22 protein-coding genes are annotated in these 22228 nt (G+C 63.2%); 9 read left to right on the top strand and 13 right to left on the bottom strand.

The window, feature by feature from the left end:
* Position 1 precedes the first annotated feature (1 nt).
* The gene (gene gatB / locus AB7F41_RS01505; protein WP_428384858.1) at positions 2 to 1471 is read left to right on the top strand and encodes an Asp-tRNA(Asn)/Glu-tRNA(Gln) amidotransferase subunit GatB; all 1470 of its coding nucleotides are present in this window, start codon (positions 2 to 4) and stop codon (positions 1469 to 1471) included.
* Between the two features lie 1154 nt (positions 1472 to 2625).
* Here the strand turns inward: gatB and AB7F41_RS01500 are convergent.
* Positions 2626 to 3102, bottom strand: a complete 477-nt coding sequence (locus AB7F41_RS01500; protein WP_428384860.1) for a hypothetical protein — start codon at positions 3100 to 3102, stop codon at positions 2626 to 2628.
* Positions 3103 to 3228: 126 nt separating this feature from the next.
* Between AB7F41_RS01500 and hemB the strand changes: the two genes are divergently transcribed.
* Positions 3229 to 4254 (top strand): porphobilinogen synthase, encoded by a 1026-nt coding sequence (hemB, locus tag AB7F41_RS01495; protein WP_428384861.1) that lies wholly within the window; start codon positions 3229 to 3231, stop codon positions 4252 to 4254.
* Between the two features lie 19 nt (positions 4255 to 4273).
* Here the strand turns inward: hemB and AB7F41_RS01490 are convergent, their stop codons facing one another.
* Positions 4274 to 4714, bottom strand: a complete 441-nt coding sequence (locus AB7F41_RS01490) for a PA2169 family four-helix-bundle protein (protein ID WP_428384863.1) — start codon at positions 4712 to 4714, stop codon at positions 4274 to 4276.
* Between the two features lie 219 nt (positions 4715 to 4933).
* Between AB7F41_RS01490 and AB7F41_RS01485 the strand changes: the two genes are divergently transcribed.
* Positions 4934 to 5353 (top strand): DUF1036 domain-containing protein, encoded by a 420-nt coding sequence (locus AB7F41_RS01485; RefSeq protein WP_428384865.1) that lies wholly within the window; start codon positions 4934 to 4936, stop codon positions 5351 to 5353.
* A gap of 23 nt (positions 5354 to 5376) precedes the next feature.
* Entirely contained in the window at positions 5377 to 6819 is a 1443-nt protein-coding gene (gene pyk, locus AB7F41_RS01480; RefSeq protein ID WP_428384867.1) for a pyruvate kinase, read from the top strand.
* Here the strand turns inward: pyk and AB7F41_RS01475 are convergent.
* From AB7F41_RS01475 to AB7F41_RS01465, 3 genes are all read right to left on the bottom strand, one after another.
* Complete coding sequence (locus AB7F41_RS01475; RefSeq protein ID WP_428384868.1) at positions 6816 to 7028, bottom strand: cold-shock protein; 213 nt, start codon at positions 7026 to 7028, stop codon at positions 6816 to 6818. The genes pyk and AB7F41_RS01475 overlap by 4 nt on opposite strands.
* A gap of 192 nt (positions 7029 to 7220) precedes the next feature.
* Positions 7221 to 7700, bottom strand: a complete 480-nt coding sequence (locus AB7F41_RS01470) for a GNAT family N-acetyltransferase (protein WP_428384870.1) — start codon at positions 7698 to 7700, stop codon at positions 7221 to 7223.
* Complete coding sequence (locus AB7F41_RS01465; RefSeq protein WP_428384872.1) at positions 7697 to 8488, bottom strand: inositol monophosphatase family protein; 792 nt, start codon at positions 8486 to 8488, stop codon at positions 7697 to 7699. Before AB7F41_RS01465 ends, AB7F41_RS01470 begins: the two co-directional genes overlap by 4 nt.
* Positions 8489 to 8955: 467 nt before the next feature.
* On the opposite strand from AB7F41_RS01465, the gene AB7F41_RS01460 reads away from it, so the two are divergent.
* Positions 8956 to 9489 carry a DUF1465 family protein gene (locus AB7F41_RS01460; RefSeq protein WP_428384874.1) on the top strand — a complete coding sequence of 178 codons (534 nt, stop codon included), beginning with the start codon at positions 8956 to 8958 and terminating at the stop codon, positions 9487 to 9489.
* A 51-nt stretch (positions 9490 to 9540) separates the two neighbouring features.
* Here AB7F41_RS01460 and rpmE read toward each other — a convergent pair whose 3' ends face one another.
* Positions 9541 to 9771: a 50S ribosomal protein L31 gene (gene rpmE / locus AB7F41_RS01455; RefSeq protein WP_428384876.1), complete on the bottom strand. Its 231-nt coding sequence runs from the start codon at positions 9769 to 9771 to the stop codon at positions 9541 to 9543.
* 167 nt (positions 9772 to 9938) lie between these two features.
* Between rpmE and AB7F41_RS01450 the strand changes: the two genes are divergently transcribed.
* Positions 9939 to 10910, top strand: coding sequence for a homocysteine S-methyltransferase family protein (locus AB7F41_RS01450; RefSeq protein WP_428384878.1), 972 nt, complete (start codon positions 9939 to 9941; stop codon positions 10908 to 10910).
* Here AB7F41_RS01450 and cpdR read toward each other — a convergent pair.
* Complete coding sequence (gene cpdR, locus AB7F41_RS01445; RefSeq protein ID WP_428384880.1) at positions 10879 to 11253, bottom strand: cell cycle two-component system response regulator CpdR; 375 nt, start codon at positions 11251 to 11253, stop codon at positions 10879 to 10881. The genes AB7F41_RS01450 and cpdR overlap by 32 nt on opposite strands.
* Positions 11254 to 11438: 185 nt before the next feature.
* Here cpdR and AB7F41_RS01440 point away from each other — a divergent pair, with 185 nt between their 5' ends.
* Positions 11439 to 12392, top strand: a complete 954-nt coding sequence (locus AB7F41_RS01440; protein WP_428384882.1) for an N-formylglutamate amidohydrolase — start codon at positions 11439 to 11441, stop codon at positions 12390 to 12392.
* A 33-nt stretch (positions 12393 to 12425) separates the two neighbouring features.
* Positions 12426 to 13238 carry a histidinol-phosphatase gene (gene hisN, locus AB7F41_RS01435; RefSeq protein ID WP_428384884.1) on the top strand — a complete coding sequence of 271 codons (813 nt, stop codon included), beginning with the start codon at positions 12426 to 12428 and terminating at the stop codon, positions 13236 to 13238.
* Here the strand turns inward: hisN and AB7F41_RS01430 are convergent.
* The 6 genes from AB7F41_RS01430 to AB7F41_RS01405 form a co-directional block, all read right to left on the bottom strand.
* The gene (locus AB7F41_RS01430; RefSeq protein WP_428384886.1) at positions 13235 to 14182 is read right to left on the bottom strand and encodes an alpha/beta fold hydrolase; all 948 of its coding nucleotides are present in this window, start codon (positions 14180 to 14182) and stop codon (positions 13235 to 13237) included. The two genes, hisN and AB7F41_RS01430, sit on opposite strands and share 4 nt — an antisense overlap.
* A gap of 78 nt (positions 14183 to 14260) precedes the next feature.
* Complete coding sequence (locus tag AB7F41_RS01425) at positions 14261 to 14836, bottom strand: TlpA family protein disulfide reductase (RefSeq protein ID WP_428384888.1); 576 nt, start codon at positions 14834 to 14836, stop codon at positions 14261 to 14263.
* Positions 14837 to 14897: 61 nt separating this feature from the next.
* Positions 14898 to 17300 carry a TonB-dependent receptor gene (locus AB7F41_RS01420; protein ID WP_428406415.1) on the bottom strand — a complete coding sequence of 801 codons (2403 nt, stop codon included), beginning with the start codon at positions 17298 to 17300 and terminating at the stop codon, positions 14898 to 14900.
* Positions 17301 to 17360: 60 nt separating this feature from the next.
* Entirely contained in the window at positions 17361 to 17756 is a 396-nt protein-coding gene (locus AB7F41_RS01415) for a DUF2946 family protein (RefSeq protein WP_428384891.1), read from the bottom strand.
* A 203-nt stretch (positions 17757 to 17959) separates the two neighbouring features.
* Positions 17960 to 20356 (bottom strand): TonB-dependent receptor, encoded by a 2397-nt coding sequence (locus tag AB7F41_RS01410; RefSeq protein WP_428384893.1) that lies wholly within the window; start codon positions 20354 to 20356, stop codon positions 17960 to 17962.
* Between the two features lie 59 nt (positions 20357 to 20415).
* A complete protein-coding gene (locus AB7F41_RS01405; RefSeq protein ID WP_428384894.1) occupies positions 20416 to 20733 on the bottom strand; it encodes a DUF2946 family protein in 318 nt (105 codons plus the stop codon).
* Between the two features lie 341 nt (positions 20734 to 21074).
* Here AB7F41_RS01405 and AB7F41_RS01400 point away from each other — a divergent pair, with 341 nt between their 5' ends.
* Positions 21075 to 22181 (top strand): helix-turn-helix transcriptional regulator, encoded by a 1107-nt coding sequence (locus tag AB7F41_RS01400; RefSeq protein WP_428384896.1) that lies wholly within the window; start codon positions 21075 to 21077, stop codon positions 22179 to 22181.
* Positions 22182 to 22228: the final 47 nt, after the last annotated feature.

The raw sequence follows: 22228 nt of genomic DNA, 5'->3' as shown, positions 1-22228 counted from the left end.
GATGGCGATACAGGCGGCTCCCACCAAGTTCATCAAGGGCGCGACCGGCGACTGGGAAGTCGTGATCGGCATGGAGATTCACGCGCAGGTGACGAGCAACGCCAAGCTCTTCTCCGGAGCTTCCGCCGAATATGGCGGCGCGCCCAACGATCACGTCTCGCTCGTTGACGCGGCGATGCCCGGGATGCTGCCGGTGATCAATGAGGAATGCGTCAAACAGGCGGTCCGCACCGGGCTCGGGCTCGAGGCGCAGATCAACCGCTTCTCGATTTTCGATCGGAAGAACTATTTCTATCCGGACCTGCCGCAGGGCTATCAGATCTCCCAGTACAAACATCCGATCGTCGGCGAGGGCGCCGTGATCGTCGACGTATCGCCCACGGAGCGCATCACGGTCGGCATCGAGCGTCTGCATCTCGAGCAGGACGCGGGAAAGTCGCTGCACGACCTGTCGGCGACGGAAAGCCACGTTGATCTCAACCGCAGCGGCGTGGCGCTGATGGAGATCGTCTCCAAGCCGGACATGCGTTCGGCTGAGGAGGCGCGCGCCTATGTGTCGAAGCTGCGGACCATCCTGCGTTACATCGGCTCCTGCGACGGCAACATGGAGCAGGGGTCGCTGCGCGCCGACGTCAACGTCTCGGTGCGCCGCCCCGGCGATCCGCTCGGCACGCGCTGCGAAATCAAGAATGTGAATTCCATCCGCTTTATCGGGCAGGCGATCGAAGTGGAGGCGCGCCGCCAGATCGGCATTCTTGAAGACGGCGGCAAGATCGATCAGGAGACGCGGCTCTTCGATCCCGGCAAGGGCGAGACGCGCTCGATGCGCTCCAAGGAAGAAGCGCATGACTATCGCTACTTCCCGGACCCCGATCTGCTGCCGCTCGAATTCGATCAGGCGTATGTCGACGCGCTCAAAGCGCAGTTGCCGGAGCTGCCGGACGCCAAGCGCGCGCGCTTCATCGAACAGTACGGGCTGCCGCCGTACGACGCCGGCGTGCTGGTGATGGAGCGGGCGGCCGCCGACTATTTCGAGGAGACGGCGAAGGGACGCGACGCCAAGCTTGCGGCAAACTGGGTGATCAACGAATTGTTCGGCCGCCTGAACAAGGAAGGGCTCGACGTCACGCGCTCGCCGGTGTCGTCGAAGGCGCTGGGCGCGATCATCGACCTCATTTCGCAGAACGTTATTTCCGGCAAGATCGCCAAGGATCTATTCGAGATCGTCTGGACGGAAGGCGGCGATCCGAAGGAGATCGTCGAGGCGCGCGGCATGAAGCAGGTGACCGACGCCGGCGCCATCGAAGCCGCCGTCGACGCCGTCATCGCCGCCAATCCCGACAAGGTGGAGCAGGCAAAGGCGAAGCCGACCATGCTCGGCTGGTTCGTCGGACAGGTGATGAAGCAGACCGGCGGAAAGGCGAATCCGCAGGCGGTGAACGAACTGCTCAAGCGCAAATTGGGCGTCTGACGCCCGGCTTCCGACGCTGAATCGAATCAGTTCCGTGACGATCGCTGCGCGATTCTTCGCCGGACAACGGCGTCGCGGATCAATTTTTTTCGATCACGACGGGCTGATCACAAATTTTTTTTTCCTCGCGGAACGCGCTTCGTCGCGCCGCCGCGGGCATGCGCGCCGTCTATGTCTCGCGACGCGCTCCGCCTCCCGTCGGACATTGACTTGCCCGCCTGCAGCGAACGCGCGCGGCGAATATCAATCGTATCACGAGATATATCTCGAAGAGCGGTTGCCGCTGGCGCGAACGACTCGCAACGTTTCTCGGATACAAAAGCAAATCAAGTAATTGAACATCAGTTGCGACGTGTCGCGTACGCGCGCTCCCCCGTCTGAACGTCTCTTCGGAGCTGTTGGCGTCAAGCGATTCAGCGTCCGGTTCGGCGCCAATAAAAGGCGATGCTTAGACCTGTCGCGATAGTCTCATTGAAGCGTTTGCGGGGCGGCTTCAGGATCGTTTTGCTTGCGGCGCGATCGCGCAAAGCATGGCTTCTCATGCGTTGCATAGTTCACTTCGTGCGCGCGCAGGTCTTGAACGACTGATTAACCGCGTTACGCTATTTGCGCGTATTGTCGGTCGACCATAGTTCCGACAATTCGGATCAAGGGGACTTATTATGGCGAGAGCTACAATAAAGCGTAAGCCGGCCAAGAAGGCTGCGGCGAAGAAAGGTGCGCGTAAAACCGCAAGGAAGGCGGCGACGAAAAAGTCGACGGCCAAGAAGGGCGCCCGCAAGGCTACGCGAAAGTCCGCTGCGAAGAAGACGGTCCGCAAGGGCGTCCGCAAGGCAGCGACCAAAAAGCGCGCCGGCGCGAAGAAGGCCAGCGCCAAGAAGTCGACGCGCAAGGCTCCTGCGACGCGCAAGGCTCCTGCAAAGAAGCGCGCGCCGCGAAAGGCAAAAACGCCGGCGCCATCTGCTCCGACAGAAGGCATGTAGGCGGACGCGCCTTCGCATGCGCGAGAGATCGTTTCGCGTCATCGCGGTTGCGCGTCATGCACTCATCGCCCGGGGGCGCGCGTCCAGCGAGACGCGTCCCGGGCGATAGCGATCAGGAAGTAAGAAAAGGTTTTGCGCGCGCTTTGGGCGCGCCGCGCCGTTTCAAGGTGCCTATTTCGTCAGGCAGTCGGTCGCGAAATCGCGCCACATCGGCAAGCCGTCCTTCGACTCGCGCTTCATCCTGTCCCATTCTTCCGCGCACGCCCGCATCTTCTCGCGCGGAGCGCGCGGCAGCGACGGCGGCGGCTGCGTGACGTCGACGGGCGGCGGCGCCTGCGGCGACGGAAGCGTGTCAGGCATAGGCGGCAGCGCAACTTGCGGCGCCGGCTTGGCGCTTGGCTGCGCCGGCTTGGCGCTTGGCTGCGCCGGCTCGACGGGCTGCCGCCGCTGCGGCTGCCGCACATTCGGTTGCGGTTTTGGACTTCGTTGTTTTTGCTGCGCCGGGCCAGAGCGCGTCTTGGCGGGCGGCGTCGGCGTCGCGGTTTTGACTTGCGCGAGCGGCGCGCTGGCGCTGAACAGCATGGCGGCGGCGACCGCCCCCGCGGGCGCAGAGCGAATCAGGGAAAAGTTGCGCGAGCCGAATTTCAATGGTTTTTCCTCGCGCAAGCGCTCTGACCGTCGATCCTCTATAGCCTGAAGTCCGTTCGCGTCGGAAGCGGATGACGGGTACGATAGGGCAGGGCGCATGTGAGCGGCCGGGAAAGCGGAGGCGCGATGAACGATTCACAAACGCCGTTCGAGACAGCCGTGCGGCTGAGCTTGCTCCAGCGTCCCCGTCGCAATCGCAAGAGCGAATGGGCGCGCCGCCTCGTCAGGGAACATTCCCTCGAGGTTTCGGATCTGATCTGGCCGTTGTTTCTGATCGATGGGGCGGAGCGGCGCGAGCCTGTCGCCTCGATGCCGGGCGTCTTCCGCTATTCGATCGATGCGGCGGTTGAAGCCGTCGCGCAGGCCGCCGCGCTCGGCGTTCCCGCCGTCGCGCTTTTCCCATACACCGACCCGGACTTGCGAGACGCGCATGCGAGCGCCGCGCTCGATCCCGAGAATCTCGTCTGCCGCGGCTGCCAGGCGATCAAGCGCGCCGTTCCAAACATCGGCCTCATCACGGATGTGGCGCTCGATCCCTATACGAGCCACGGCCACGACGGGCTTCTTGTCGGCGACGAGATCGTCAACGACGCGACGGTCGCCGTGCTCGCGCGGCAGGCCGTGACGCAGGCCCAGGCCGGCGCGGACATCATCGCGCCCTCCGACATGATGGACGGACGGGTCGAAGCGATCCGTCGGGCGCTTGACGCCGCGGGCTTCGAGCATGTCCAGATTATGAGCTATGCGGCCAAATATGCATCGGCGTTCTATGGGCCGTTTCGCGACGCGATCGGAACGAACAAGACGCTGCGGGGCGACAAGCGAACCTACCAGATGGACCCTGCCAACTCGGACGAGGCTTTGCGCGAGGTTGCGCTGGATCTTGAGCAGGGCGCCGACATGGTGATGGTGAAGCCTGGAATGCCGTATCTCGATATCGTGCGACGCGTCGTCGACGTCTACCGTGCGCCGACATTCGCCTATCAGGTCTCAGGCGAATACGCGATGATCGTCGCGGCTGCGCAAAACGGCTGGATTGACGGCGAGCGGGCCATGCTCGAAAGCCTGCTCGCCTTCAAACGCGCCGGCGCTTCGGGAATTCTCACCTATTTCGCCATGCGCGCCGCACAGGCGTTGCAAGAGAGGACATGAAGCGCCGCGTTCTCAGCCCCTAGGCGGCGTCGCGCAGGCTGCGCATGCGGTCATGATTTTCCTTCACGCCCTGATACTGGCGCTGGACCATGGACCGGATCTCCGGCGGCAGCGGCTGCGCGATGGCCTGTTGATAGGCGTCCTTGGCCGCGTCTTCGCCGCGCTCGACCTCCTCCAGGACCGCGCGCTCCGAGCGGCTCGTCAGCGCGGACTTCAAATTCGTCCAGGCGCGATGCATCACGCCCGTCATGGATCCGCTCCTCGAGGGGTCGCCGCCCAGGCTGACGATCTTCGATTCGAGTTCCCTGGCGCCGTCCGCACAGCGTGCGGCCGCGGTCCGCAACACATGTTTCAGCGTTGGGTTTTGGACGTCTTCGGCGGCGGCCAGAAACCCCTGCTCGCCGTCTCGGCTGATTTCGGCGAGCTCGCTGAGCGTATTGATGACGTCGGCTTTGTCCATTTTCCTGCCTCCCGGCGACGCAAGCGCATACGGGTCCTAAACAATGAGCCGATTGCTTTGTTCCGCAGCGAGGGCGGTCCCGAACGGCCGGAGCGGGCGGAGCGTGGTCCTGGCGGGGTGGACAAAGCCCCTCAGGCATGATTTGCAGGACCGCCTGCTGCGCCGCATCCGTTCGCGCCAGCGACCTATCTTCAGCCCCCTCCAGGCTTCGCTAAAGATATGATTCGACGCGCCGTTGTTTTTGCCGCTCTGACGCTGTTCGCCATTATGCCGGCCCGCGCGGATTTTCGTCTGTGCAACAACACGAGCGCTCGCGTCAGCGTCGCAATCGCGTACACCGACGGGCGTAACTGGTTGTCAGAGGGGTGGTGGAATTTGCGGCCGAGCGTCTGCGAAACGCTTCTGCGCGGTCCGCTTGCGGCGCAGTACTACTATATCTACGCGATGGATGAACGCGGCGGCGAATGGAAGGGCAAGGCGTTCATGTGCACGCGCGATCGTGAATTCCGGATCGACGGCCGGGAGGACTGTTTCGCGCGCGGTTTCGATCGCACAGGATTTTTCGAGATCGACACGGGACGGGATGCGAAGAGCTGGACGGTTCAGCTGACGGATCCCAACGCCGCGCCGGCGCAATAAACGACATCAGGAACAGCTTAATCATGAGAAGGTCGCGGCGCGTCAAGATCATCGCAACGCTCGGTCCGGCGACGGTCGACAAGGCGGTCATAGCCGGACTCGTGCGCGCCGGCGCCGATGTTTTCCGCATCAACATGAGCCACACGGATCATGCCGGGCTTGCGAGCTATGTGCGGATGATCCGCGAGATCGAGGCGGACATGTCGCGCGCGATCGCCGTGCTGGTCGACCTGCAAGGCCCCAAGCTGCGCATTGGCGCCTTCGAGGAAGGCTCGGTGCATTTGCGCAAGGGCGACGTTTTCGTCTTCGACAGCGACCCCAAGCCGGGCGACGTGACGCGCGTGCGCTTGCCGCATCCCGAGATTTTAGCGGCGCTCAAGGTCAATGATTCGATCCTGATCGATGACGGCCGGGTGCGACTCCATGTGGTCGAAACCTCTCCCGAGCGGGCGCACGCCGTCGTCGACGTCGCCGGGCGACTCTCAAATCGGAAAGGCGTGAGCCTGCCCGATACGGAAATTCCGATCACCTCGATGACGAACAAGGATCGCGCAGATCTCGACGCCGCGCTGAAAGAGGGCGTCGACTGGATCGCGATCTCCTTCGTCCAGCGTCCGGAAGACGTGATCGAGGTGAAGCAGATCACGCAGAGCCGCGCGCTGGTGATGGCGAAAATCGAGAAGCCTCAGGCGATCTCGCGGCTCGAGGAGGTGATCGAGGTTTCGGACGCGCTGATGGTGGCGCGCGGCGATCTCGGCGTCGAAGTGCCGCTCGAGCGCGTTCCGGGGCTTCAAAAACGCATCAACCGCTCGGCGCGACGATTGGGAAAGCCGGTCGTCATCGCGACGCAGATGCTCGAGTCGATGATCCTGTCGCCATTGCCGACGCGCGCCGAAGTGTCGGACGTCGCCACCGCTGTGTTCGAAGGCGCGGATGCGGTGATGCTTTCCGCCGAAAGCGCGGCAGGGCAGTATCCCAACGAAGCCGTGTCGACCATGAGCCGGATCGCCGAAGAGGTTGAGACGGATGCGATCTATCGCTCGATCATCAACGCGCAGCGCGGCGAACTGCCCAATCCGACCTCGGCCGACGCTATCGCCGTCGCGGCGCGCGACGTTGCGCAGACGCTTCACTCAAAAGCGATTATCGCCTGGACGTCTTCCGGTTCGACGGCGCTGCGCATCGCGCGCGAACGGCCGCAGTCGCCGATTCTCGCGCTGACGCCGAAGCGCGACACCGCCCGTCGCCTGGCGCTGGTCTGGGGCGTGCACGCGCTCGAAACGCGCGACGCCACGGACATCGAAGACATGGTCGGACGCGCCTGCGAATATTCGGAGGCGGAAGGATTCGGCGGTCCTGGCGACCGGGTCATCATCGTCGCCGGCATGCCTTTCGGCACGCCTGGCGCGACGAACATGATCCGCATCGCCCATTTGGGCGAGCAGCGCTCGGGCGTCGAAAACTAATCCTGCAGTTGCAGCTTGTCGGCGGAGGATCTGCCGCTGCGCTTGTCGACGACGAGTTCATAGGCAAGCTTCTGGCCTTCGGCGAGATTGTCCAGCCCGGCGCGTTCGACAGCGCTGATGTGAACGAAGACGTCCTGGCCGCCAGCGTCCGGCTGGATGAAGCCGAAGCCTTTTTGTGCGTTGAACCATTTCACGGCGCCTGTCGGCATGGCTGTTCCCTTTTTTGAAATCGCGCGGAACGCCGCAAGATCGCCGCGTTCTGCCAGTTCAGTCGGAGCTTTGGGGAAGGTCAGGCGCCGCACGTCCTGTGACGAGAGAGCAAGATCGTTCGGCCGAAACTCGATTGCGCGGCTATATTATAGGGCCGGACGCTCAATTAAAACCCGAACCCGCAAGAATCCTCACCCGGCCTGCGGGCGCCATTCCATGACGACGGTTTCGCGTCCCGACAATGTGTTCGCGCCGCGACCCACGCGCAAAAATCCGTCGCGTTCGTAAAATCGGATGGCGCGATGGTTGTCGGCGTTGACGTCGAGCCGGATCAGATTCGGCGACACATTTCGCGCCGCCGACAGCAGCGACGCGCCGAGACCGGCGCCAAACCGGTCAGGCCCGACGCAGATTTGATCGAGCCAGCCGTCCGTCGGATTGATGACGACGAAGCCGGCAAGCGTCGACTCTGCGTCAAACAGGCAGAGCGTCACCGCTCCGACCGCTTCGAGGTCTCGAATGTGGCGCATGAGCCAGGCGCGCCGCGCGTCGAAGTCGATCTCCGGATAGGTCGCCCGCCAGGACGCCGTCCAGACGTCGAGAATCGACGTCCAGTCGTCCTCGACGCGCGCGCGCAGCTTGAGCGACGCATCTACTGGCGGGACGTTCATGCCTTTCTCATCACTTCGACCAGCTGGCGATGGATCGTCTCGTTGCCTGCGCAGATTTCGCCTTTCGCAAGCATGTCGGCACCGCCGGAAAGATCGCTGACGAAGCCGCCCGCTTCGCGCACCAGCACGATTCCCGCCGCGACGTCCCAGGCGTTGATGCCGCGCTCCCAATAGCCGTCGAACCGCCCGCACGCGACCATCGCAAGATCGAGCGCGGCGGCGCCCATGCGGCGGATATTGGCGATCTTCGCCATGCCCGCCGCCAGCTCCCGTTTGAAGGACTCATGGTCGCGCGCCCGCGCCAGCGGCGGAATTCCGCAGGCGACCATGGACTCGCCGAGCGACCGCCGCGCCGCGACGCGCATCCGGCGATTGTTGTAATAGGCGCCCTGGCCGATTTCGGCGATGAACATATCGTCCGTCGCGGGATTGTAGACGAGACCGGCGACGAGACGATCCTCGCGCTCCAAGCCGATCGAGATCGCGAAAACCGGTATGCCATGGAGGAAGTTCGAGGTGCCGTCGAGCGGGTCGATCAGCCATCGATGGCTCTTGTCCGAGCCTTCGACCACGCCCCCTTCCTCGAGGACGAAGCCATAGCCGGGGCGCGCCTTGGACAATTCTTCGAACAACGTCTTCTCGGCGCGCTTGTCCGCGGCAGTGACGAAATCTCCCGGACCTTTAACGGAGACCTGGAGGTTCTCGACCTCCCCGAAATCTCGTTTGAGGCCGCGACCCGCTTTCAGCGCGGCGGAGGTCATCACATTCATCAATGCGGAGCGAATCATATGGAAACCCTAAGGGGAGGGGGGAGGGCGGTTCAACGCTCCCGAGCGCGGCGACGCACACGAGGGGAACGCGGAAGTCGTTCAAATGCGTCAGATTTCGCCGCAGAGCCAGTCTTCGTTTGCGGCTCAAGCGGCGCCGGGAACGAATTCGCCTTTTCATTCGGGCGCTTAGCCGTCGAAAATTCTATCCGGGAGAGGTCGGATCGGCGCCTGTTAACCCTACGTTAATAATTTGTGTGGATGCTGAATATGTCCCGCCAGCGGGACGTCTGAGTGGCTTCTTCTCCACTCGTCCTTGATGCCTCCCTGTCAAGAAGCCTTGAGAGCCGCCGTCGCGGCTCTCTTTTTGTGCCTCGGGCGAGGCGCGATCCCGTTAAGGTTAAAGAAAGACTAAGCGCGCGGTCCGCCGTCGCCTGCGCTACTGTTCGGCATCAAGGACGCGTCGCGTCAGTTTTGCGTGAACGGGTATGGCTCGAGTCAAAGGCAGCGTCGGGGAACAACAGCAGCCGGTCTCTTTCATCGAGAGGCTGGCGGGGTCCGAGGGATTCTGCGCGCTGTTTCGCGAGGGAATGAGCCTCGTGGAGGAGGCGGCGTCCTATCTCGACGGCGACGGCCGCATCGAAGCGAAGGCGTTGCCGCGGACCGAAGCGCTCGCCTATGCCGCCGAAAGCATGCGCCTCACGACGCGGCTGATGCAGATCGCGTCCTGGTTGTTGCTGCAGCGGGCGGTGAACCAGGGCGAGCTGACGCGCCATCAGGCGGCGAGCAACCGCCATCGCGTCAAGCTTCGCGAGCAGGAGCTGGCCTCGGCGCCAGAGATCTTCCAACGCCTGCCGCAGCGCCTTTGCGATCTCTCGCTGCAGTCGCTGCGCCTGCAGGCGCGGATCATACACCTCGATCGGCTCATTTATGCGCCCGAGCCCGTGCGCGCCGCGCCGGCGCCGGCGCTCAGTCCGGTTGAAGCGCAGATCGCGAAACTGCGCGCCGCTTTCGCCCAATAGATCCTTCAGGCGAGCAAACTGAAGGCGGCGGCTCAAATCGCCGCCTTCTTTTTATTTCTTGCCGAATGAGAGATTGCCGAAGCGGGAGTTGAAGCGCGACAAACGTCCGCCGCGATCCAGCAGCTGCGTCGATCCGCCCGTCCATGCCGGATGGGTCTTGGGGTCGATGTCGAGATTCATCGTGTCGCCCTCCTTACCCCAGGTGGAACGGGTCATATATTCCGTGCCGTCCGTCATCACGACCTTGATCGTATGATAGTCGGGGTGGATCTCCTTTTTCATGAGCGATGCATCCTTCCTGCGGAAACAACGGCGTAAACCCCGCGCCGCGGGGGAGCGGGGTCGGCCGATCGAAACAAGCGAATTTGCTGGCGCTGATAGCGCAACGCGCGCAAATGGGCAAGTTGGACGCTCACCGGCGCCGTTCGTCCGCCGCAGGAAGGATAAGAATGCCCAAATATAGAGCCGGCCTGCCGCAGCTGAACGCCGGAGCCTTCGTCAGCGACGGGGGCATGGAGACGACGCTGATCTTCCACGAGGGCGTCGATCTGCCTCACTTCGCCTCCTTCATTCTGCTCGACAGCGAGGAGGGGCGGGCGCGGCTGCGCGCCTACTACGAACGTTACCTCGCCATCGCGCGCCGCCACCGGCGCGGCCTGATTTTGGACAGTCCGACGTGGCGCGCGAACCGCGACTGGGGCGCCAGGCTCGGTTACGACGCTCCAGAATTGAAGCGCATCAATGAAGCGTCGATCAAGCTGCTCGCCGAGCTTCGGGACGCGTGGGAGGCGGAGGACACGCCGATCGTCGTCGCCGGCGTCATCGGTCCGCGCGGCGACGGCTATGCAGCGGGTCGCATGAGCGCGACGGAAGCGGAAGCGTACCACCGGCCGCAAATCGAGGCGTTTGCGGCGACCGCCGCCGACATGATCGCGGCCTATACGCTGAGTTCGGTCGAAGAGGCGATCGGCATCGCCCGCGTCGGGCGCGCGCTCAATATGCCGTGCTCAATTTCATTCACCGTGGAGACCGACGGCAAGCTCGTCGGCGGGCGCAGCTTGCGCGATGCGGTCGAGACGGTGGATCGCGAAACGGATGCGGCGCCTGCCTATTACATGATCAATTGCGCGCATCCCACGCATTTCGAACAGGCGCTCTCGGCGGATGCGCCGTGGATGCAGCGGCTTATCGGGGTCAAGGCCAACGCTTCGACGCGGAGCCACGCCGAACTCGACGAGTCGGAGACCCTCGACTCCGGCGATCCGATCGACCTCGCCCGAAGATACCGGAAGCTGCGCGAGACATATCCCGGCTTGCGCATCCTCGGCGGCTGTTGCGGGACGGACGAGCGCCATATCGTGGCGATTTGCGAAGCCTGCGACGAGCCGATCAGGCCGCCAGCATCCTCTGGACCTCGGTGACGAGGTCCCGCAGATGGAACGGTTTGGAGAGGATTTTCGCCTGGCGCGGCGTGTGGCTGTCGGGATTGAGCGCGACGGCGGCGAAGCCGGTGATGAACATGACCTTGATGTCGGGATCGAGCTCGGTTGCGCGGCGGGCGAGTTCGATTCCGTCCATCTCGGGCATGACGATGTCGGTCAGCAGCAGTTCGAACGGCTCGACCCGAAGCTGATCATAGGCGGACAGCCCATTGTCGAATGAGGTGACGGAGAACCCGGCCTGCTGCAACGCCTTGACCAGGAAACGCCGCATGTCGTTGTCGTCTTCCGCAAGCAGGATTCTAGCGGCCGCGCCATCGTTCATCGCAATCCTCGCATGTTTTTAGCCATATCGCCCGAGCTTCGTAAATTTCAGGTGAAACTGAAGTGGCACCGCGTTAACGTAGCGCGCATTATAGCGTCAGACGCAGCCTTTTTCGAGCGCCCCTCCGCCACGCCGGCGCCCGTTTGAAGAGGCTGTTGCGGTGCGGAAACGAGACAGGCGAAACGATGGACGGCATGCGCGAGCGGCGTGAAACGGAGTCAGCGACGCCTTGCTGCGACCCGGAATTCGAACGCGCCTTCGACATCATCGAGCCTGACGAGCTTGTTTCGCCGCTGGTCTTTTCGTCTCCGCATTCGGGGCGGATCTATCCCGCGCGCTTCCTCGCCGCAACGCCGCTCGATTCGGCGACGCTGCGCCGTTCGGAAGACGCCTATGTCGACGATCTGTTCGCCTCGGCCTCGTCCATGGGCGCCCCTCTGCTGCGGGCGCGCTTTCCGCGCGCCTATCTGGATCTCAATCGTGAGCCGTACGAACTTGATCCCAAACTCTTCGCCGGCGCTTTGCCGTCCTTCGCCAATACCCGCTCGCTGCGCGTGGCGGCCGGACTGGGCACGATTCCGCGCGTGGTCGCCGACGCGCGCGAGATCTATAAAAGTCGCCTCACGCTCGAGGAGGGGCTGCAGCGCATCGACAGCCTCTACAAGCCCTACCATGCGGCGCTGCGCGGCCTGATGGAGTGCGCCGCGAGCCGTTTCGACCACGCTGTGCTGATCGACTGTCATTCGATGCCCTCGACCGGCGCCCGCGATCCCTTGATGTCGGCGCGAGGCGACAAGCGGCGCATCGATTTCGTCATCGGCGACCGCTATGGCGCAAGCGCGTCGTCCGGACTGGTCGACATTGTCGAGGATCATCTGCGCAGCCGCGGCTATCACGTCCTGCGCAATCGGCCTTATGCCGGCGGTTTCATCACCGAGCATTACGGGAAGCCCGTCGCCGGCTGGCACGCATTGCAGATCGAAGTGTCGCGCGGGCTTTACATGGACGAGTCTACGCTCCAGAAGAACGAGCGCTTCGACGCTGTCGCTCGCGACCTTTCGCAGGTCATGGCGGCGGTCGCGCGACACGACGTCTTGGCCGAGATATTGGGCGGCGACCGGCGGGCGGCGGCCGAGTAGCCGGGCGCTGGTTGCGCCCGGGCTGGAGCTGGCATGACCGCCGTTGATTTTGAGAAATTCGTCGATCGTCTCGCCGATGTTTCGGCGGAAGCCATCATGCCGTTCTTCCGGACGGCGCTCGCCGCCGACGACAAGGCGCATGGCGGACCGTTCGATCCGGTCACTGAAGCCGACCGCGCCGCCGAACTCGCCATGCGGCGGCTGATCGAGACGACCTTTCCCGGTCACGGAGTCTATGGGGAAGAATTCGGCCAGCTCCGCGAAGACGCCGAATATGTCTGGGTGCTCGATCCGATCGACGGCACGAAGAGCTTCATCTGCGGCCTGCCGCTGTGGGGCACCTTGATCGGCCTCACCCATGCCGGGCGCCCCTGCTACGGGCTGATGAGCCAGCCGTTCACCCGCGAGCGGTTCTTTGGCGACGGCGAAGCCGCGTTTTGGCGTGGGCCTGCGAGGGGCGGCGCCGGCGCGCGCGGCGTCCTCGAGACGCGCAAGCTTGCGACGCGGCGCTGTTCAAGTCTGGCGCAGGCGACGCTGATGACGACGTCGCCGCTGTTGATCGATCCGGCGCTGCGCGAGAAATTCAATCACATTGAACGCGCGGCGCGACTGTCGCGCTATGGCGGCGATTGCTACGCCTATTGCGCGCTCGCCGCCGGGCATGTCGACCTGGTTGTCGAGACGAATTTGCAGCCCTACGACATCGTTGCGCTCATTCCGATCATCGAGGGCGCGGGCGGCGTCGTCACCAATTGGAGCGGCGGCGCCGCGGCGCCTGGCGGGGCCATCATCGCGGCGGGCGATCCCGCGCTGCATGAAGAGGCGCTGAAACTGCTTCGCGCCTAGGCGACGTGCGCTTCGCCGGGAATGAACGCGTCGAAGCCGCGCCAGAACTGACTGCGAAACTCGTCGCGCTCCATCATCAGCTCGTGCTTGGCGCCGGGAACCATGGCAAGCGCGCCGCTGTTGAGATTTTGCGCGAAACGCTCGATCGCGGCGTTGGAGACGATCATCTCGCGTCCGCTGCCGAACATCAGAATCGCGGATCGAATCCTGCGCGCATATTCGGGCGACTCGAAACCCCTCATGAGCCGGAAGGCGGCGTTGACCCAGCCGATCGTCGGATCGCCGATCGCGAGCTGCGGCGCCGCTCTGAGAATCGCCGCATTGCGTTCAAAGCGAACCGGATCGGTCGTCAGCAGATTGCCTTCGAAGGGCTTCTCGATGAAAGAGGCGCCGGTTCCGCCCGGAATATACATGCCGCCGAAGCCGCACATGTCGAGCGTGTCGGCGAGCCAGCGCGCGCCGCGCGGAAATCTCAGATTCGCCAGATCGATCATCGGCGCGGTCAGCACCAGGCGCTGGAACGGCGTCCTTCCGGAATGCGCAGCGTCAAGCAGGATGGCCGCGCCCATCGAATGGGCGAGGGCGAACCAGGGCTGCGGCCGATCGCTCAGCGCCTGAGAGATGAAAACCTCGAGATCGCGCTGATATTGCGCGAAGTCGTCGATGTGGCCCTTGCGCGGATCGGCGAGCTCGCGCTCGGAGCCGGCCTGGCCGCGCCAGTCGAGCGCGACAACGTCGAGGCGGCGGCTGCGCAAATCCTCGATGGTTTCGAAATATTTCTCGATGAATTCGTTGTGGCCCTGGAATAGCGCCACCGTGCCGCGCGCGCGTCCGCCGCAGGGAAAGGCCGCCGCGCGCAACCGCCGTCCGTCGCGCGTTTTCAGGATGTAAACGACGGCGCCTTCGGGAATCGGGTTGCCGGGCGACGCGACAAGGTCTCGCATGGGATCTCCTCGGCGCTCCAGAGCCGAATCTTCGCGCGAAGATAATCCATTTTCGCGGCGAGGCCGAACGGCGCGGCGTCAGTTGGCGCAAAAAGCGGCGAGACGCTGCGGCTCCGCGAAATTCATTCTGCCGTTGACGATGGCGTCGACCTGTCCGGACGCGCCGATCAGATAGTGCAGCGGCGTGATCACGCCGCCATCGGCCGTCGCGCCGTAGAACGCCCGCGCGCTCTTGGCTTTCGCCACATTGGTCTTGGTCGAATCGCCGACGCGAAAGATTTTCCAGGGCAGTTTGTAGGTTTTGAACTTCGCCGAATCCTTGGCGTAGTCGCTTGCGCGCGCCGAGACGAAGACGATGTTCCAGCGATCCGGGCAGGCGCCGGCGATCGCCTTGAAGCCTTTCATTTCGGAAAGGCAGTTCGGACACCAATGCGCCCACAAGGTCACGAGCGTCGGGCGGCCGTTGGCCATCAGCGCGCGCAGATCGAGCGGCGCGCCATTTGCGCCGACGAGGTCGATCTCCCGCAGGGAGCCCTTCATCTCGCTCTCGCTGACCGCGCGCGACGCGTTCGCGCCGATGATTTCAGCCTGCGCTCCGCCGGCGACCAGCGTCGACAGCGCCAAGGGAATCAGGGGGATCAAGAGATGTTTCATCAGCGGCCTCCAGGAGAGAGAGACGCAATGCGCGTCTCTCTCTTGTAGCAGCTTCGGTCGGTCAAAACCGAACCGTAAGGCCGGCGACGAAGTTGCGGCCGATTCCCGGCACGGGTCCGTAATTGAGCGGATTGCCGGTGACTTTCGTCAAAGTGAAATAACTGCCGCCGAGCGGCGGATAGTAGAGCTGATCGAACAGGTTCTCGACCGCGAAATCGAAGCGCATGGTTCCCCAGTCGTAGGCCGTCCGCAGGTTGACCAGCGCATATCCGCCTGTCTTCAACTCGTTGCGGGCGACGGAAACATGCGTCTTGCTGTCGACCAGCTGCAATTCGACCGCGCTCGTCCATCCGCCCAAACGGTGCTCCAGCGCGCCCCGGGCGGTCAACGGCATGATGTGGTAGAGGCCGTCGCCCTTGGAGAAGTTTCGCGCCAGCAGATAGCAGGTGGCGCCGGACAGGCCGCAAGCCGTGTAATTCGGCATGTCGAGGTCCTTGCCGTAGACGTAGCTGATGTTGCCGGTGGTCGAGAACACTCCGTATTCCGGGGTTTCCCACAGCTTCAGGCGGCCGGAGACGTCGAAGCCGTAGATTTCCGCCTTGTGGTTGCGGAACTGCAGGATCGGAAAGACGAGCCCCGACGGTCCGGTGAGATTGCTGACGCGATCGGCGTCGATGAAGTTTTCGATATAGCTGTAGTACGGATTGACCCGCGCCTCCCAATTGCCCTCGGGATCGATCCAGGAACCGACAATCCCAAACGTATGCGCGACCTCCGGCTTGAGGTCGAGATTGCCGGTGTAGCCGTTGAGGTCGCCGAACCAGTTGACCATGGCGGTCGCCATCGATCCGACGCCCCATGCGTATCGCTCATAGAGATTCGGCGAGCGGGTCTTGCGCGAATAGCCGATTTCATAGGTGCTGAACGCGTCGGGCTGGTAGCGCGCCCTGGCGACCATGTCGAAGTTCACGTCGGTGCGGGCGTGATTGCGCGCATTGAAGATGCGGGAGGCGGTCGCATCCGGGTTCTGCATGTACATCATCATGCCCATGCCGCCCATGCCGCCCATGCCGCCCATCATGCCCATCGGAATGGGATTGCGCTGATCATAGGGAGAGGAGTTGCCCGTCGTCATCCACACAACGTCGTTGCGAAAGCCGAGCAGCGTCGACCATTGCGGCGTCCAGGCCGCCTCCCACTCGGCGTAATGGCCGACGCGATTGCGCTGGCCATTGTTGATGTTCCAGTAGGTGTACGGGCCCATCATCATCATGGTCGAGCTGTAGACCGGCTCCCACCAGTCGTTGAGCCGAAAGCCGTGATACTCGCTGCCGAGCCGCAGCAGGTCGTGGCCGGAGAGCTGCGTGAAGGGAATTTCCGTCTTTACCGAATAGCCGAAATCATGCGCGATGGTGTTCATCGGCATGTTGGCGGGCTGCTTGTCGTTGAGGAAGCCCATCGTATGGGTCACGTGATGCCAGAAGGCGCGCGCATCCACGAGGCCCCAGTCATAAGCGCCCAGATATTTGCCTTCGGCGGTGTAGCCGCGGTTGCCGGTCATATCCATCCGCTGATTGGGATAGCCTTGATAGGGGATATGCTCGACGGCGCCTCTGATCGAGAAGAGATGCCCGTTATATTGGTAGGCGCCGGTGAGCGAGTGCTGTTCCGAGATAAAATTGGTCGACAGCACTTTCGCGCCGTTTCCGCCCTGATGATAATCCGTCGCGCGCGACCAGGCGCCATTGTAGAGCACGCTCCAATGGTCGGTCGCGACATTGGTCGTGCCGGCGACGCTGATGCCGTTGTAATTGGAGCGGAAGAAGGCCGACACGACGCCGGTCGCCAGCAACTCGTTCTGATTGCCGAAGCGCAGGCCTTGACCGGTGAACGGCAGGAACGGCGGGTAGGGCGAGCCGAGCAGGAAGGGTTCGACCGGGGCCACGACCGGCGACGGGAGCGGCGCGCCTGGCGGCGGCGCAAACGCCGGCTGTTTCGGAGTCACGATGATCGAACCGCCGATCGAATCGCCGCCTTTGCTGACCGGCATCACGCCCGAATAGACTTCGATTTTCTGCACATTGTTCGGATCGATGTAGGAGAGCGGCGGATTCATATGGTTGGCGCAGGCCGAAGTCGGCTGCACGCCGCCCACGAGGATCTTCAACCGATCGTCGGCCATGCCGTGAATTGCTGGCAGGCGCGAAACGCCGCCGGCTTCGTACATGCTGACGCCGGGGGTGTTTTCCAGCAGCTTCGTCGTGTCGGCGATCGCCGGCTTTTCATTGTCGATTTGCTGTTGATCGACAATCTTGACGTCGCTTGGCTTGTCCGGCGCGGCCGGCGCTGCGCGTTGCGCGCCGATGACGATTTGCGGAAGAGCGACTTGGGCTTCGGCGGTTGTAAGCGACGCGAGAACCAGCGCGCACGCGCTGGCGCCGCGCAGTAGAGCGGTACGTTGCATTGAATGAGATCTCCTGACCGCGGCAAGCCGGCGGTTGAAACAGCGCGAGTTCTTGTTTCGTCAGGAGAAGCGGGGCGGCGCCCGCGAGCGTGTTTCGCCGGAACGGCGTCGTTCCCGCGGTTCGAACGGCCAGACGTCGAAATAGACCGGCGCAGTCGCCCACCTCTCGAGGCGCGCAACAGACGGTCTGTCGACGAGTATGATGTACGCCGCCGCAGTCGCGCATTCGTTGCAATGCGCGTCCCAGCCGTGCGCCGGCGATTGAGTCGGCGCCTGCGTATCGGCGGCGCTGACGTTAAATGCGCAGAATTCATCCGACCCCGCGAACGCCATGCGCGGCGCGATCGTCGCCTGCATTGCGGCGGAAATGAAGAAAAGCGCCAAAAGGAGGACGACGCGGACGCCGCTCCGTTTGGAATCTTTCCACTCTGTTTTCGGGGAAGCCTTTGCCGACATCACGCCGCTTAGGAGGGGCCAATTTTTCGTTGCTTACTTGTTACGATGTTTTCTTGAGATCGAAAGAGACGGTGACGGCTTTTTTATAAATTATTGGATTTGTTGTATTTGAGCAACAACGCGATCCCGATCGCTTTTGACGCGGAGAGCCGCAAGAAAGGCGGCGCAAAGGCGCGCCGCCTTTCAACTTTTGTGCGTCGGGCTCAGAACTTCACGGTCAGTCCCGCGTAGAAGTTGCGGCCCATTCCCGGCACCTGGCGCACGCTGGCGAGGCCCGCCGTCTGGCCGAAAAGACGCGCGTTCCACGAATAGTTCGACAGGTCGAAGCCGCCAAGCGGCAGCGAGTAGAGCGCATTGGTGATATTATCGACCCCGAGGTCGATGCGCATGTTGCTCCACTCATAGGCCGCGCGCAGATTGAGCAGCGCATAGGCCGGGGTCGTGAACTCGCCCTTGTTCGCCGACACATGGTCCTTGGGCGCGACGAGTTGGGTTTCGGCCGCCATGGTCAATCCGCCGAGCTGGTGCTCGAGCGTGATGCGCGCATTGGCAGGCATTATATTCCAAAGTCCGTCGCCCTTCTTGATCAGGAAGGACGCGACGGAGCACAGACCGTTGCCCGGCAGACAATACTGCGGATTGCCGATGTCGAGATTTCGCCCATAGACGAAACTGACGACGCCGAGGGCTTGCAGCCTGCCGTATTCGGGCGATTCATGCAGCTTGATTCGGCCCGAGGCGTCGACGCCATAGAGCTCCGCCCTGAAGTTGCGAAACTGCATGATCTGGAAAATGTAGGAATTCGCCACAGGGAACTGATTGAAGGTGCCTCCCGTCCTGGCGCCGTCGATGTAGTTCTCGACGAAGGTGTAGAAGGGCGAAATCCGCGCCTCCCAATTGTTGGCGCCGGACATGTCGCGCCAGGCGCCCGTGAAGGCGATGTTGTGCGCGACTTCCGGCTTCAAATTGAGATTGCCGGTATAGCCGTTGCCGTCGCCGAACCAGTTGAACATCGCCGTGAACGGGCTGAACACCGGCCAGATATAGCGCTCATAAAGATTGGGAGAGCGCGTCTTTCGCGAATAGCCGAATTCGTAAAGGCTGCCGGGCGTCGGTTCGTAGCGCGCCAGCGCGGTCATGTCGAAATTGACGTCGGTGCGGGCGTGGCTCTGTGCGTTGAACAGATTGACCGCCCTGACGTTTAGATTGTTGAATGCGAAGGGCGTGTAGCTGCGGCCGGGACCCGTATCCATCCAGACGATGTCATTGCGCAGGCCGATCAGGCTCGACCACTGTGGGGTCCAGCGGCGCTCCCATTCCGCATAGGTGCCGATGCGATTGCGTTGTCCGCCGTTGATGTTGATCTGGGCGAACTGCCGCGGCATGGCGGCGAAATTGGGGAAGTTGGTGAAATCGTTCGGCCAGTAGTCCTGCAGCCGGTAGCCGTGGAACTCATTGCCGATACGGAAGATATCCTGATCGCCGTATGGGATTTCAGTCTTGACCGAATAGCCGAAGTCGCGTCCGAGCGCGATCATCGGGTGGTTCAAGTAGAAGCGGTCCTCCAGGAATCCCATCTTGTGGAACACCTGATGCCAATAGGCGCGCGCCTCGACCGTGCCCCACTCGTAGGCGCCCTTGTAGCCCGCGTCCAGCGAATAGGAGCGATTTCGCGTCATGTCCATGCGCTGGTTCGGAAATCCCTGATAGGGGATGTTCTGATAGGCGCCGCGGAAGGTGAACAGATGGCCTTCGTTCTGGTAGCCCAGCGTGACGGCGTGGTTCTCCGAGATGAAGCTCGTCGACAGAACTTTGTCGCCATTGCCGCCGGCGTGATAGTCGGTCGCCCGTTGCCAGGACCCGTTGTAGAGCAGGCTCCAATGGTCGTTGGCCATGTTGATGTTTGCGGAAACGCCAACGCCATTATTGTTGCCGCGGAAGAACGCTGAAATCGCGCCCGTCGCCAGAACCTCATTGTTCGGGCCGAAACGCAGCGAGCCCGGAACCGGCAGCGGCAGATAGGGAACCGGACCGTAGGGACTCGCCGCGACGATCGGCGACACGGGCGCGCCGCCGGGGCCGATGACCGCGGGCGCGACCACGGGCGTCGCAAACACTGGGGATCTCGGTGTGACCAGGATCGAACCGCCGATCGAATCGCCGCCCTTGCTGACCGAGGACACCGCGGTCACGACTTCAACCCGGCCGATCGTATTCGGATCGGTGTAGCTCAAGGGCGAATTCATGTGATTGGCGCAGGTGGACGTCGTCTGCACGCCGCCGACGAGAATCTTCAGCCGATCGTCGGCGAGGCCGCGGATCGCGGGAAGACCTGAAACGCCGCCGCCAGTCTGGACGCTGACGCCCGGCTCACGTTCAAGAAGTTTCGCCGTATCCGTGACCGGCGGCTTCTCCTCGACGATTTCCTTTTGCGAGACGTCGGTCTCGCCGGCCTTGTCCAGCGGCGGCGTGGACGGCGCCTGTGGCTGCGACGCGCCGACGACGATCTGGGGAAGCGAGACTTGGGCCTTAGCGGTCGCGACCGACGCAAGAATGATCGCGCAGGCGCTGACGCCGCGCATGAGAGCGGTAGGGGGCATGGAACAGATCTCCTGATCCGCCGGCAAGGGCGGTTGAAACGTTGCGCGTTTTTTGTGTGTCAGGAGAGTGCGGGAGGCGCCCGGGAGCGTGTGTCGCCTGGACGGCGGGGTTCTCGCGGTTCGAACGGCCAAGCGTCGAAATAGACGAGCAGGACCGGCGGCTGTTCGAGCTGCGCGACCGCCGCCTTCTCGGGAATGAGCGGCGCCGTCGCGATGGAGCAGGCGCCGCAATGCGCATGCCAGCCGATTGCCGGCGCGCCGCTCGGCGCCTCGCTCTCAGTCGCATCGCTTCTGACGCAGAACTCATGCGTCGCGGTCAGCGCCACATGCTGCGCCACGGTCGCCTGCATCAGCGCCGAGACAACGAACAGCGTCACGGCAAGAAAAGCGCGCAGGCCATGGCGCCTGGCGTCAATTCTTTCTGTCGTGATTGATGCTGAGGGTGACATGCCGCCGCGCCGATTCCGTTTCATGTAACTTACCCGGTACGCTTTTTATCGTTTCCCCCCGATTGGGAGGTCTTCGTCGGCGTATGCGTAAATTCTTGTCCTTGTTGCAGTTGCGCAACACAATGGTTAAGGTGCGAGCAATTGACGCCCTTGGGTTTTTATTGGTTTTCCTTGGGATCCAGGGCAGTTCGACACTCGCCGCGCGGCGAGCGCCCTCGCGGAGATCGGTTTCGCGATGGGCGTAGCGAGAGGTCGCACCGAGTATAGAAATGACGTCGACGAAAGATCCGGATGCGCGAATTGCCGGGGCGATCGAAGCCGCCGGCGCGGATGCTCGAAACTGGCCTGATGCGCTCGACAAAATTGCGCATGTTCTGGACGCGCGCTTTGCGGCCCTGCTGTTCGAAGATCGTGTTTCGGCGCTGTTGGAGCTCAAGCATTCGACACGCGCCGAGAAGGCATGGATCGTCGAATATCTGCGCAACCATCGCAAACTCGATCCCATCAAAGCGCGGATCCTGGCCGAGATTGGCGTTGGCCGTGCGTTTTCGTCGGAAGATTTCGTTTCAGGCGACGAGCTGCATGAGAGCAGCGTCTACCAACGCTGGATGGCGCCCTTCGGACTCGCCGATGTGATTGGCGGAGTCATTCACCGATCCAACGCCGGCGTTTGCATCTTCGTCGCGCTGCGCGACGAACGCGCAGGCCTCGCGACGACTGAGGCGAAGGCGCGTCTGGACGCGCTGCTTCCTGATCTTGCGGAGGCGATCGCGCAGCATGAGCCGGCGTCAGACACGGCCGCTCTCGTCGAATTGTTCCAGGAGTTGTCCTCGCCCGTGTTCGTCGTCGACGACAGGCTGCGCGTCGTCCACAAGAACCGCAGCGCCAACGACATGCTCGCCGAAGACGATGCGGTCGCGCTCTCCGGCGAAATGTTGACGCTGACCGACGCCCGCGCAAAGGAAGCTCTGGAGCGGGCGCTCGCCCGTACCGAGGGCGCTGACGCCGAGGCCTTCGCCATTATGGTGAAGCGAGGCGATGCGCGTTGCTGCGTCATGCATGTGTTGCCATTGTCGAATGGGCTCTCGGCGCTGTTTCTGCGCCGGCTGGCGCTGAACGCGGATGACGGCGGCGCCGTCGCCGCGGCGCTGTTCGGCCTCACCGCCCGGGAGAGCTCCGTGCTCCTCGCCATCGCCGAAGTGGGGGGAGTCCCGCCAACGGCGCGCGCGCTCGGCCTGAGCGAAGGCACGGTCAAGGGCTATTTGAAGAGCATTTTTCAGAAAACCGGCGCGAGCCGTCAGGCGGATTTGGTCAAGCTCGTGCTTGCCCTGGAATCGCCGTTTCGCGCGCCCGAGCGGCAGTCGCTGCAGGTCTGACAGGCGCCTCCGTTATGGGCGGCGCCTCTTGAACGCCGCCGCTTCTC

It is taken from the genome of Methylocystis sp. (assembly GCF_050251305.1).
GTDB lineage: Bacteria > Pseudomonadota > Alphaproteobacteria > Rhizobiales > Beijerinckiaceae > Methylocystis.
Note: the sequence above shows the minus strand (reverse complement) of the source record. Positions and strands in the feature narration are given on the sequence as shown.

Bases quoted from the DNA above. Each gene is read 5' to 3' on its own strand.
- AB7F41_RS01425 (WP_428384888.1), bottom strand. From the start codon at position 14,836: ATGAAACATCTCTTGATCCCCCTGATTCCCTTGGCGCTGTCGACGCTG.
- AB7F41_RS01440 (WP_428384882.1), top strand. From the start codon at position 11,439: ATGGACGGCATGCGCGAGCGGCGTGAAACGGAGTCAGCGACGCCTTGC.
- AB7F41_RS01475 (WP_428384868.1), bottom strand. From the start codon at position 7,028: ATGCCGACAGGCGCCGTGAAATGGTTCAACGCACAAAAAGGCTTCGGC.
- AB7F41_RS01400 (WP_428384896.1), top strand. From the start codon at position 21,075: ATGACGTCGACGAAAGATCCGGATGCGCGAATTGCCGGGGCGATCGAA.
- gatB (WP_428384858.1), top strand. From the start codon at position 2: ATGGCGATACAGGCGGCTCCCACCAAGTTCATCAAGGGCGCGACCGGC.
- hisN (WP_428384884.1), top strand. From the start codon at position 12,426: ATGACCGCCGTTGATTTTGAGAAATTCGTCGATCGTCTCGCCGATGTT.
- AB7F41_RS01420 (WP_428406415.1), bottom strand. From the start codon at position 17,300: ATGCAACGTACCGCTCTACTGCGCGGCGCCAGCGCGTGCGCGCTGGTT.
- rpmE (WP_428384876.1), bottom strand. From the start codon at position 9,771: ATGAAAAAGGAGATCCACCCCGACTATCATACGATCAAGGTCGTGATG.
- AB7F41_RS01450 (WP_428384878.1), top strand. From the start codon at position 9,939: ATGCCCAAATATAGAGCCGGCCTGCCGCAGCTGAACGCCGGAGCCTTC.
- AB7F41_RS01460 (WP_428384874.1), top strand. From the start codon at position 8,956: ATGGCTCGAGTCAAAGGCAGCGTCGGGGAACAACAGCAGCCGGTCTCT.
- AB7F41_RS01485 (WP_428384865.1), top strand. From the start codon at position 4,934: ATGATTCGACGCGCCGTTGTTTTTGCCGCTCTGACGCTGTTCGCCATT.
- pyk (WP_428384867.1), top strand. From the start codon at position 5,377: ATGAGAAGGTCGCGGCGCGTCAAGATCATCGCAACGCTCGGTCCGGCG.
- hemB (WP_428384861.1), top strand. From the start codon at position 3,229: ATGAACGATTCACAAACGCCGTTCGAGACAGCCGTGCGGCTGAGCTTG.
- AB7F41_RS01465 (WP_428384872.1), bottom strand. From the start codon at position 8,488: ATGATTCGCTCCGCATTGATGAATGTGATGACCTCCGCCGCGCTGAAA.
- AB7F41_RS01415 (WP_428384891.1), bottom strand. From the start codon at position 17,756: ATGTCGGCAAAGGCTTCCCCGAAAACAGAGTGGAAAGATTCCAAACGG.
- AB7F41_RS01470 (WP_428384870.1), bottom strand. From the start codon at position 7,700: ATGAACGTCCCGCCAGTAGATGCGTCGCTCAAGCTGCGCGCGCGCGTC.
- cpdR (WP_428384880.1), bottom strand. From the start codon at position 11,253: ATGAACGATGGCGCGGCCGCTAGAATCCTGCTTGCGGAAGACGACAAC.
- AB7F41_RS01490 (WP_428384863.1), bottom strand. From the start codon at position 4,714: ATGGACAAAGCCGACGTCATCAATACGCTCAGCGAGCTCGCCGAAATC.
- AB7F41_RS01410 (WP_428384893.1), bottom strand. From the start codon at position 20,356: ATGCCCCCTACCGCTCTCATGCGCGGCGTCAGCGCCTGCGCGATCATT.
- AB7F41_RS01430 (WP_428384886.1), bottom strand. From the start codon at position 14,182: ATGCGAGACCTTGTCGCGTCGCCCGGCAACCCGATTCCCGAAGGCGCC.